The sequence below is a fragment of the Mycobacterium branderi genome (assembly GCF_010728725.1).
GTDB lineage: Bacteria > Actinomycetota > Actinomycetes > Mycobacteriales > Mycobacteriaceae > Mycobacterium > Mycobacterium branderi.
In genome coordinates this window covers 2,304,826-2,314,840 of the sequence record NZ_AP022606.1, presented here as the reverse complement: position 1 = coordinate 2,314,840, position 10,015 = coordinate 2,304,826, and the positions used below count along the sequence as shown (strand labels likewise).

Genomic DNA, 10,015 nt, shown 5'->3' with positions numbered 1-10,015 from the left:
CCTAGCCCGATAGATTGAAGTTGCCGTTGGAGCCGTAAATGGACAGCGAGACCAGCAGGGTCACCGACACAACGACGATCAGCGACGTGCGGACCGCGTTGCCCACTGCCACGCCGACGCCCGAGGGTCCGCCAGAGGCGAAATAGCCGAAGTACGTATGGATCAACAAGATCGTCAATGCCATCAACACCGCCTGCAGGAATGACCACAGCAAGTCGATCGGGTTCAGGAACGTGTTGAAGTAGTGATTGTAGAGCCCAGCGGACTGCCCGAACAAGAACACCGTGGTGAATTGGCTTGCGACAAACGACAAGATGACCGCGATGGAATACAACGGGGTGATCGCGATCAACCCAGCCAAGATCCGGGTGCTTACCAAATAGGAAACCGGGCGGATCGCCATGGCTTCCAGTGCGTCGATTTCCTCGCTGATCCGCATCGCGCCCAGTTGCGCGGTGACGCCGGCGCCGAACGTGGCGGCCAAACCGATACCGGCAACCACCGGCGCAGAGATCCGGACGTTGATGAACGCCGCCAAGAACCCGGTCAACGCCTCGATCCCGATGTTGCCCAACGAGCTGTAGCCCTGCACCGCCAGTGTGCCGCCGGCGGCCAGCGTCAAGAATCCGACGATCACCACCGTGCCGCCGATCATCGCCAACGTGCCGGCACCCATGCTGATCTCGGCGATGAGACGAATGACCTCCCGCCGGTAGTGCACAGCCGCGAAGGGCGCCCCGGCGAGCGCCTTGCCGTAAAACAGGGTGTGGTCTCCGATGCGCCCCAACGTCCCAACCGGCCGTTCCAATTGGCGGAACAGCCGCGGGTAGGCGGCTCGCAAAGTCATGCCATCCCCCCGCTCACTTCGCCGTCATCTTGATGCCGATCGCCGTGACCACCACGTTGACCACGAACAGCGACATGAACGCGTACACCACGGTTTCGTTGACCGCGTTGCCCACTGCCTTGGCGCCACCACCGCTGATGATCAGGCCGCGATAGCACGCTACCAATCCCGCGATCAGGCCGAAAAGCATTGCCTTGACACAGGAAATGATCACCTCGGGCACCCCGGTGAGCAACGTGATACCCGCGGCGAAAGCCCCGGGATTGACGTCCTGGACGAACACCGAGAATGTGTAGCCACCGAGGATGCCGACAATCACCACCAGGCTGTTCAGGAGCAGGGCCACCAGCCCCGAGGCCAACATGCGCGGGGTCACCAACCGCTGCACCGGGTTGATGCCCAACACCTCCATCGCGTCGATCTCCTCGCGGATGGTTCGCGAACCCAAATCCGCACATATGGCGGTGGCGCCCGCGCCGGCCACGATCAGCACCGTCACGATCGGACCGACCTGGGTGACGGCACCGAATGCGGCACCGGCACCGGACAAGTCAGCGGCGCCGAGCTCACGCAACAAGATGTTGAGGGTGAAGCTGACCAGCACGGTGAACGGAATTGCCACCAACAGCGTTGGCGCCAATGAGACCCGGGCGATAAACCAGGACTGCTCCAGGAACTCCCGCCAGAAAAACGGCCGGCGGAACGCGAACTTCACCGCGTCCGCCGACATCGCGAACAAGCCGCCGACGGCCTGCATGGGCCCTGAGAAGTTCCGTGGCACCGAGATACCCGGCGACCAGCGATCCATGGACTCCCTAAACCCCATCGGCCCCAGGTCCTTCCAGGATTGTGACGGCGGAAACCGCCGTCGGGCCGCCGATGTTGTGCGCCAAGCCAATTCGCGCGCCGTCGACCTGGTTGACCGCCTCGCCACGCAGCTGCTGAAAGAGCTCCACGCACTGCGCCACCCCGGTGGCCCCGGGCGGATGCCCCTTCGACTTCAGGCCGCCGCTGGGGTTCACCGGTAACGCGCCGCCAACGCTAGTCACCTCTTCTTCGACGAGTTTGTGCGCGCCGAATCGTTCGGCGAATCCCAGGTCTTCGTAGCTGATCAGCTCGATCCCGGTGAAGTAGTCGTGGACTTCAGCGACGTGCACGTCCGAAGGAGTCAAGCCCGCCATGCCGAACGCGCGCTTGGCGGCACGTACCGTGGCCGGGAACGTCGTCATATCCGGTGCCCGCCCCCGATGGATGCGACGGTCGCAATGCGAGCAGGGCTGCTCCGTGCTCGCCAGTACCACAGGAGTCGCCGCGCGGTCAGTCTCGCCGACTGTGTGGTCGCCGAGGTCGCTCGTTCTGCCAGTACGGCCGTCGCCACGTCTGATCCGCACCTGCTTGACCTTTGTCACGACGAGGGGATCGACGTGATTGTGCTGCCTGAAAGCAGTGGGCGCATGTGGAGTCCGCCCCGGTGAGCAAGGACTCACTGCTTAATGCGGCAGGCCGAGGACTCGTTGGGCGATGATGTTGCGCTGGATCTCCGACGTGCCGCCGGCGATGGTCCCGGAAAAGCTGCGGGCATAGCGCTCGAACCAGCTGGCGAAGTAGTGGTCGAGATTCATTGGCGCATACGGTCCCGTGAGTGCCGGGTGGACAAGACCGTCGGCGCCGGCGGCCGACAGCGCATGCTCGGATGCCTTGAGCTCCGCCTCCGAGCCGAGCAGCTTGAGCACGGACACCGCCGACACGTCTTGTTCACCGCGGGCGGCGCGCGCCAGCGCCGCCGAACCGAGTAGCCGCAGCGCCTGGTGGTCCATCACCAAGGTGGCGTACTGGTCGCGCTCCAGCTCGGTTTGCGGATGAAAGTCGCTGATCAGGTTGTCCAGCCGGTCGGCGAAACCCAGCCACATCATCGTGCGTTCGTGCCCGAGCGACCCGTTGGCCACCCGCCAGCCCTGGTTGAGCGGGCCGACCAGGTTCTCGGCGGGCACCCGGACATCGGTGAAGAACACCTCGTTGAAATCCAGGTCGTCGATCGAGCAGATCGACGGGAAGGGCCGGCGCACCACCCCGGGCGTATCGGTGGGAATCAGTAATGCGCTGATGCCCTTGTGTTTTGGCGCGTCGAGATCGGTGCGCACAAAGGTCGACAGCACGTCGGCGTCATGCGCGCCCGATGTCCACACTTTCTGCCCGTTGACGACGAACTCGTCGCCGTCACGCACCGCCCTCGTGCGCAGCGACGCCAGGTCCGAGCCGGCGCTGGGCTCGCTCATGCCCAGCGACGCTGTGATCTCGGCCCGCAGGATCGGCACCGCCCAGCGCTGCTTCTGCTCGTCGCTGCCGAACGAGAGCAGCGACGCCGCAACGATATTCACGCCCTGCGGGTTGAAGCTGTGGTAGATCCGCCGCCGGCACAGCTCCTCGAGGTGAACGAATTGCTGCAACACCGTCGCGTTGCGCCCGCCGAACTCCGGTGGCTGCCCCGGCAGCAACCAACCGTTGTCGAACAGCAATCGCTGCCAGCGTCGCGCCCACGCCGGCATGTGCGACACGGACCGCGGCCGCTCCAATGCTTCAGCGGCTGCCGCGGGCAGGTGCTCGTCGAGGAACGCGGCGAACTCGGCGCGGAACGCCTCGACGTCGGGATCAAAGGTGAGTTGCACGGTATTCCTCGGCGATCATGGCCCGGTGCTCCGCGGCCCCGCCGAGCATCAGCTCGCCGGCCTTGGCCCGCTTGAGCGCGAATTGCAAATCGTTCTCCCACGTGAAGCCCATCGCGCCGTGCAGCTGCAGGCCGTGGCGAAACACCAGCGACTGGCACTCGCCGGCCGCCGCCTTGGCCATCGCCGCCGCCAGGCGGCGGCGGGGGTCGTCTTCGGCGATCGTCAGCGCGGCGAAATACGCCAGCGCACGGGCCCGTTGGATCGCCACGTACATATCGACGGCCTTGTGCTGGACCGCCTGGAACGAGCCGATCGGAACGCCGAATTGCTGGCGGCTGCTTACGTGTTCGAGAACCAGGTCGAGAATGCGTTGGCAGGCGCCGACCATCGTCATCGCCATCCCGGTCAGCGCGACGTGGCGTGCGCGCTCGGTGTCGGCGCCGAGCCGGGCGGTGTCGGGCACCCGAACCCCGGCGAAGGTCACGTCGGCGACGTGGAGCACCGGATCGAATACCGAAGTGCGACGGGCAGATACGTCGCCGGCGTCGACGAGGAACACCGCCGCTTCGGTAACCACCGCCAGCCGATCGGCGCGGTCCCCGTCCAGGACATGACGCGCGGTGCCGTCGAGCACCCAGCCGTCGCCATCGCGGCGCGCCGACACGCCGCTGTAGACGGCGGTCCCGGATCCGTGCGGGTCGAACCGATCGCCGACCAGCGGTGCGAATTGGGTCATCGTCGCCAGGTAGGGGGTCGGGTCCGTGGCGCGGCCCAATTCCTCGGTCACGATGGCCAACTCCACCGCGCTGGCGGGATCGTTCAGCTCGGTCCAGCCGAGATCGACGTACACCTTCCACACCGGGGCGGGGTCGGCGCCGTCCTCGGCGACACTGCGCACCAGCGCCGGCGGGCATTGCTTGGCGACGACATCGCGCACGGTTTCCTGCCACAGCCGCTGATCGGCGTCGAACTCTAGAAGCATCGTCCGAGAATAGCATTCTCGTTAGCGAAAGTATCCATCTCAGTAGCGGTGAAAGGGCTTGTGGGCCCGGGCCTTGGCCTTACGCGTCTTCGCTGCCGTAAGGCCGCGCGACATGGGTCAGCTGTGCAGGGCCGTTCCAGAATGTTATTCTCGCGATGGAAGAACTTGACTTACAGCACGACGCGGCGACCCGGCCGCTGGATTACTCGAAACGCTTACCGGAAACCCATTGAATGGCGGTAAAGTGGAATGTTAGGTTACCTAGCGGATCGCCAACAGGCCCGACACAGCGGTCGGAGCCGCGGAGGGTGGTTTAGGTGATAGAACACCCGGACGGAGCCCGCACGCCGGTCATCGACGCCAGCGTGCACATCTTCTTCGCGTCCACCCCGGACCTGCGCGGATTTCTCCGCGAGCCGTTCAAGAGCCGCGGCTTTCCCGACTACGAAATGGACTGGTACGGAGCGCCGGGCAGCGAATACGCGCCCGACACCCAGGGGCCGAACCGCGGCTACCCGGGCTCGGATCCGGAGTTCGTCGGCCACCAGCTGTTCGACGAGCGCGGCGTCGACGTCGCGGTCCTGCACCCGATGGGCCGCGGCATCATGCCCGACCGGCACCTGGGCAGCGCGCTGTGCGCGGCGCACAACGAGATGCTGGTGTCGCGGTGGCTGGGGTCCGGCCAGTACGCCGAGAAGTTCCGCGGCACGATCCGGGTCAACCCCGACGACATCGCCGGAGCGCTGCGCGAGCTCGCGAAATACAAGGACCACCCGCAGGTGGTGCAGATCGGCATCCCGCTGCAGTCGCGCGAGCTCTACGGCAAGCCGCAGTTCTGGCCGCTGTGGGAAGCCGCCGCCGAGGCCAACCTTCCGGTGGCGGTGCACATCGAAACCGGTGAGGGCATTGGGTTTCCGCCGACGCCGTCGGGACACACCCTGACGTACGAGCAGTACGTCAGCTTCATGTCGCTGAACTACCTGTACCACTTGATGAACATGATCGCCGAGGGCGTGTTCGAGCGGTTCGGAACGCTGAAGTTCGTCTGGGCCGACGGCTGCGCGGACTTCGTGACGCCGTTCATCTGGCGGATGGACACCTTCGGACGTCCGCATCTGGAGCAGACGCCGTGGGCGCCACGCATACCGAGCGACTACCTGCCCGGCCACGTGCACTTCGTCGCGGGCCGCTTCGACGGGCCGGGCGACGTCGAGTTCGCCGGCGAGTGGTTCGGCTTCACCGGCAAGGACGACATGGTGATGTTCGGGTCCAGTTACCCGCACTGGCACATGAGCACGCTGGCGGTGCCGAGCGCCTATACCGCCGAGCAGCGGGAGAAGTTCTGCTGGCGCAACGCCGCCGAGCTCTACGGCATAGACATTCCGGCCCCGTTGGCCGCACAGTAGATACAGGGAGGCCACGATGACGCTCACACAGACTCAAGAACGGGTTCCCGCCGCCGAGCGCATCGCCGTGCGGTGCGTGGACTCCGACGTCCACCCGGTGCCCAAGCGCGGCGAGCTGACTCAGTACATCCCGGAGCCGTGGCGCAGCAAGTTCTTCCTCGACCACAAGGTCGGCGAGCTCATCTACTACGACGCGCCCGACTACGCGCACTCCTACGCGATGCGCGTGGACACCTTCCCGCCGGACGGCGAATTCCCCGGCAGCGACCCCGATATGGCGTTCCGGCAGCTGATCATGGAGGCGGGCTCTGACATCGCGATCCTGGAGCCGGGTGGTCGGACGCCTCGGCTACCCGAAGCGCACCAGGCGATGTCGTCGGCCCTCAACGAGTGGCAGGCCAACCACTGGCTGGACAGCCATAACAACTGGCACGAGCGCTGGCGCGGCTCGATCTGCGCCGCGATCGAGGACCCGCAGGGCGCCGCGCGCGAGATCGAAAAGTGGGCCGGCCACCCGTACATGGCGCAGATCCTGATCAAGGCCGAGCCGCGGCCGTCGTGGGGGCACCCGATGTACGACCCGATCTGGGCGGCTGCCACCAAGCACGACATCACCGTGAGTTGTCACCTGTCGCGCAGCAACTACGAGATGCTGCCGATGCCGCCGGTCGGATTTCCCAGCTACAACCACGATTTCATGGTCACCTACTCGCTGCTGGCCGCCAACCAGGTGATGAGCCTGATCTTCGACGGAGTCTTCGACCGCTTCCCCACCCTGCGAATCGTGTTCGTCGAGCACGCTTTTACGTGGGTGCTGCCGCTGATGTGGCGGATGGACGCCATCTACGAGGCCCGCAAGTCGCGAATGGAGATCAAACGCAAGCCGTCGGAAATCCTCAAGGAGCACATCAAGTTCACCACTCAGCCGCTGGACTATCCGGAGGACAAGACCGAGCTGACCCGGGCGTTGGAGTGGATGGAGTGCGACAAGATCCTGCTGTACTCCTCGGATTACCCGCACTGGACCTTCGACGACCCGCGCTGGCTGGTCAAGCACCTGCCCAAAGCAGCCCGCGAGGCCGTCATGTACAAAAACGGCATCGCGACCTATCACCTGCCGGAGACGGTCCCGGTGCTCGAAGGCCAAGTCCGGGTGCTCTGAATGCCCGAAGAAGTCAAGCGGCCCCGGCTCGCCCAGGGTCGCGAGCACGTCGTCGCGACGGTGGACGAAATCCCGCCCGGCACACATAAACTGGTGCCGATCGGCCGGCACGGCGTCGGCGTCTACAACGTCAACGGCACGTTTTACGCGATCGCCAACTACTGCCCGCACCAAGGTGGGCCGTTGTGCTCGGGACGCGCCCGGGGCCGCACCGTCGTCGACGAGTCTGCGCCGGGGGATGCGGTGATGGTCCGCGACCTCGAGTACATCTACTGTCCCTGGCATCAATGGGGTTTCGAGCTCGCGACCGGGACGACGGCGGTCAAGCCGGAGTGGAGCATCCGCACCTACCCGGTGCGGGTCGTCGGCAACGACGTGGTGGTGCAGGCATGAACGCGTCCATTGAAGTGAACGGCGGCAACGTCGTCTACGAAATCCTCGGCAGCTCAGGCGATCTCATCGTGCTGACGCCCGGTGGCCGGTTCAGCAAGGAGATCCCCGGCCTTCGTCCGCTGGCCGAGGCGCTGGTCGACGGCGGGTATCGGGTGCTGCTGTGGGACCGGCCTAACTGCGGGGCGTCCGACGTGCAGTTCTACGGGCAAAGCGAGTCGCACATGCGCGCCGAGACGCTGCACGGCCTGCTGACTCGGCTCAACCTCGGGCCGTGCATCATCGCCGGCGGCTCCGGCGGCGCACGGGATTCGATGCTGACCACGATGCTCTACCCCGAGCTGGTGAGAAAGCTCGTGGTGTGGAACATCGTCGGCGGCATCTACGGAACCTTTGTCCTCGGTTCGTATTACGTGATCCCGAGCATTCTCGCGGCGCGCGGAACGGGCATGGAGGGGGTGGTGAAAGTCCCCGAATGGCGCGAGCGCATCGAGGAGAACCCGAACAACAAGCAGCGATTCCTCGACTTCGACCGCGACGAGTTCCTCAAGGTGATGTTGCGCTGGCTGAACGCGTTCGTGTCCAAGCCGGGCCAAACGATTCCCGGTGTCGACGACGAAATGTTCGACCGGATCACGGTTCCCACGCTGATCATCCGCGGCGGGGAGAACGACTGGGATCACCCCAAACGGACGTCGCTAGAGGTCAGCTGCCTGATCAAGGGATCCAAGCTGATCGATCCGCCGTGGCCGGAGGACGCCTGGGAGCGTGCGGCCGAAGAGCGCGCGGCAGGCAAGGTGGACCGCTTCAACATGTTCGACACCTGGGTGCTGGCTGCGCCCGCGATTCTGGAATTCCTGGACGGCTGATGGCTTTACGTGGTGAGAATGTGGACCTCGCAGTTGAGCGAGGCCTCCAGCGCGGTGTGGACGCGGCTTTCCGGGATGCGCTCCAGATCGGCCTGACGCAGCGTCACGTAGACGACGTCGAACCCCTCGTCGCCCGCAACTCGCCGGATCTCGCCAGTGAGCCCGAACCCGGCCAGCACACCGCGGGCGTCGTCGTCGGTGCCCCGGCTGACATACGTGACCACACCGGGCGCCGGCACAGTGCCGAAAGCCTTGGCGCACAACTCGACAGCGGTTTGTCTGACGGCGTCCGCGTCGCTGCCGGCGATCAGCAGCTGTACTTCGCGGCGCGACACCGGCAGCACCTCGGCGCCGGTCGCCTCGACGAGTTCTCGGAGTGTGGCCATGCCCTTGTCTAACTCCGCCGGGCTGAGCACACCCGATGGGTCGACACCGATCCGCACCACCGCTGTTCGCACGGCCCCCAGCCTAACCGTCGCCGCCTGGCCCGACCTTGCACCACGACTACTTGGCGATGCGCTCAGCGGCTACCTCCCACTGGCCTCAGCCGACGACCTGCTCGACGAGGTCGACCGCAGCGGGCTGCTGGGCCGCGGCGGCGCGGCATTCCCGCTGGCGGTCAAACTGCGAACGGTGCGCGACAACGGCCGCGTCGCGGGCGGCGCCGTCGTCGTCGCGAACGGCGAAGAGGGAGAACCGGCTTCGGCCAAGGACCGCTGGCTGCTGCGCAACCGGCCGCACCTGGTTCTCGACGGGTTGCGGCTCGCGTCAGCGATCGTCGGCGCAGAGCGCGCGTATGTGTATGTGTCCGACCCGGGGTCGGCGCGCAGCGTCGAGGAAGCGATCTCCGGCGACATGGGTGTTGCGGTGAGCGTTCGGCTGGTCGATCCCGGCTACGTGGCCGGCGAGGAGACGGCGGCGGTGCGCGCCCTCAACGGCGGCCCGGTCAAGCCGACCGACAAGCCGCCGCGGCCGTTCCAGGAGGGGGTCGGCGGGCTGCCCACGCTGGTGAGCAATGTCGAGACGCTGGCCAATCTGCCCTACCTGCACGAGCATGGCGCCGCGGCGTTTCGGGCCCAGGGCACGCCGTTGTCGCCGGGGACCTTCTTGATCACGATCACCGGCGCAGGCCGGCCGCCCGGCCTCTACGAAATCCCCCATGGTTTGCCGTTCACGGAACTGCTTGCGCTGCACGGTGTTTCACCCGACCTTGTCAAGGGTGTGCTGATGGGCGGCTACTTCGCCGGGCTGCTCAACCGCGACGTGCTCGACGCGACGCTGGACCACGAGACGCTGCGTAGGCTCGGCAGCGGATTGGGCGCGGGTGCCATCACGGTGCTGACCGACGACTGCGCCGTCGCCGTCGCCGCGTCCGTGCTCGCGTACTTCGACCGCGAGAACGCCGGGCAGTGCGGCTCGTGTTTCAACGGCACCGCGGCGATGGCCGCTGCCGCCGGTGCGCTGCGCGACGGCGTGGCGACCAGCGAGGACCTGGCCCGGCTGCGGCGCTGGTCGGTGATGCTGCGCGGTCGCGGCGCCTGCGCGACGCTGGACGCCGCCTGCAACATGGCGGCCAGTCTGCTCGACCAGTTCCCGCACGCGGTCGACCGCCATCTCGAAAACACCTGCGAGACATGCCATGCCAGCATCTACCGGGCCGACCGGCCGTACGAAGTGGAGCCGGCATGACCGA

10 protein-coding genes and 1 pseudogene are annotated in these 10,015 nt (G+C 66.2%); 5 read left to right on the top strand and 6 right to left on the bottom strand.

Translation table 11 applies throughout. From position 1 onward, the window contains the following. Position 1: 1 nt before the first annotated feature. From G6N47_RS11950 to G6N47_RS11930, 5 genes and pseudogenes are all read right to left on the bottom strand, one after another. On the bottom strand, positions 2 to 847 hold the full coding sequence (locus G6N47_RS11950) for an MlaE family ABC transporter permease (RefSeq protein ID WP_062540327.1): 846 nt from the start codon (positions 845 to 847) through the stop codon (positions 2 to 4). A gap of 13 nt (positions 848 to 860) precedes the next feature. Then, positions 861 to 1,655 carry an MlaE family ABC transporter permease gene (locus G6N47_RS11945; RefSeq protein WP_372517460.1) on the bottom strand — a complete coding sequence of 265 codons (795 nt, stop codon included), beginning with the start codon at positions 1,653 to 1,655 and terminating at the stop codon, positions 861 to 863. A 7-nt stretch (positions 1,656 to 1,662) separates the two neighbouring features. Further along, positions 1,663 to 2,082 (bottom strand): annotated as a pseudogene (locus tag G6N47_RS11940) (thiolase C-terminal domain-containing protein); the annotation flags it as partial. Between the two features lie 255 nt (positions 2,083 to 2,337). After that, the gene (locus G6N47_RS11935) at positions 2,338 to 3,513 is read right to left on the bottom strand and encodes an acyl-CoA dehydrogenase family protein (protein WP_083131275.1); all 1,176 of its coding nucleotides are present in this window, start codon (positions 3,511 to 3,513) and stop codon (positions 2,338 to 2,340) included. After that, positions 3,497 to 4,495, bottom strand: coding sequence for an acyl-CoA dehydrogenase family protein (locus G6N47_RS11930; RefSeq protein WP_083131274.1), 999 nt, complete (start codon positions 4,493 to 4,495; stop codon positions 3,497 to 3,499). The genes G6N47_RS11935 and G6N47_RS11930 overlap by 17 nt, the downstream gene beginning before the upstream one ends. Positions 4,496 to 4,812: 317 nt before the next feature. On the opposite strand from G6N47_RS11930, the gene G6N47_RS11925 reads away from it, so the two are divergent. Genes G6N47_RS11925 through G6N47_RS11910 form a run of 4 tightly spaced genes read left to right on the top strand, consistent with a single transcriptional unit; the run spans position 4,813 to position 8,322 of the window. Then, entirely contained in the window at positions 4,813 to 5,901 is a 1,089-nt protein-coding gene (locus G6N47_RS11925) for an amidohydrolase family protein (RefSeq protein ID WP_083131273.1), read from the top strand. 16 nt (positions 5,902 to 5,917) lie between these two features. Next, the gene (locus G6N47_RS11920) at positions 5,918 to 7,063 is read left to right on the top strand and encodes an amidohydrolase family protein (RefSeq protein WP_083131272.1); all 1,146 of its coding nucleotides are present in this window, start codon (positions 5,918 to 5,920) and stop codon (positions 7,061 to 7,063) included. Beyond that, entirely contained in the window at positions 7,064 to 7,456 is a 393-nt protein-coding gene (locus tag G6N47_RS11915; protein WP_083131271.1) for a Rieske (2Fe-2S) protein, read from the top strand. It abuts the gene before it with no gap. Beyond that, positions 7,453 to 8,322 (top strand): alpha/beta fold hydrolase, encoded by an 870-nt coding sequence (locus G6N47_RS11910; protein ID WP_083131270.1) that lies wholly within the window; start codon positions 7,453 to 7,455, stop codon positions 8,320 to 8,322. Before G6N47_RS11915 ends, G6N47_RS11910 begins: the two co-directional genes overlap by 4 nt. 5 nt (positions 8,323 to 8,327) lie before the next feature. Here the strand turns inward: G6N47_RS11910 and G6N47_RS11905 are convergent, their stop codons facing one another. Beyond that, positions 8,328 to 8,780 carry a hypothetical protein gene (locus G6N47_RS11905; protein ID WP_083131451.1) on the bottom strand — a complete coding sequence of 151 codons (453 nt, stop codon included), beginning with the start codon at positions 8,778 to 8,780 and terminating at the stop codon, positions 8,328 to 8,330. Between G6N47_RS11905 and G6N47_RS11900 the strand changes: the two genes are divergently transcribed. After that, the gene (locus G6N47_RS11900) at positions 8,707 to 10,011 is read left to right on the top strand and encodes an NADH-ubiquinone oxidoreductase-F iron-sulfur binding region domain-containing protein (RefSeq protein ID WP_083131450.1); all 1,305 of its coding nucleotides are present in this window, start codon (positions 8,707 to 8,709) and stop codon (positions 10,009 to 10,011) included. The two genes, G6N47_RS11905 and G6N47_RS11900, sit on opposite strands and share 74 nt — an antisense overlap. Positions 10,012 to 10,015 lie beyond the last annotated feature (4 nt).

Bases quoted from the DNA above. Each gene is read 5' to 3' on its own strand.
- G6N47_RS11915 (WP_083131271.1), top strand. From the start codon at position 7,064: ATGCCCGAAGAAGTCAAGCGGCCCCGGCTCGCCCAGGGTCGCGAGCAC.
- G6N47_RS11900 (WP_083131450.1), top strand. From the start codon at position 8,707: ATGCCCTTGTCTAACTCCGCCGGGCTGAGCACACCCGATGGGTCGACA.
- G6N47_RS11920 (WP_083131272.1), top strand. From the start codon at position 5,918: ATGACGCTCACACAGACTCAAGAACGGGTTCCCGCCGCCGAGCGCATC.
- G6N47_RS11945 (WP_372517460.1), bottom strand. From the start codon at position 1,655: ATGGATCGCTGGTCGCCGGGTATCTCGGTGCCACGGAACTTCTCAGGG.
- G6N47_RS11930 (WP_083131274.1), bottom strand. From the start codon at position 4,495: ATGCTTCTAGAGTTCGACGCCGATCAGCGGCTGTGGCAGGAAACCGTG.
- G6N47_RS11910 (WP_083131270.1), top strand. From the start codon at position 7,453: ATGAACGCGTCCATTGAAGTGAACGGCGGCAACGTCGTCTACGAAATC.
- G6N47_RS11950 (WP_062540327.1), bottom strand. From the start codon at position 847: ATGACTTTGCGAGCCGCCTACCCGCGGCTGTTCCGCCAATTGGAACGG.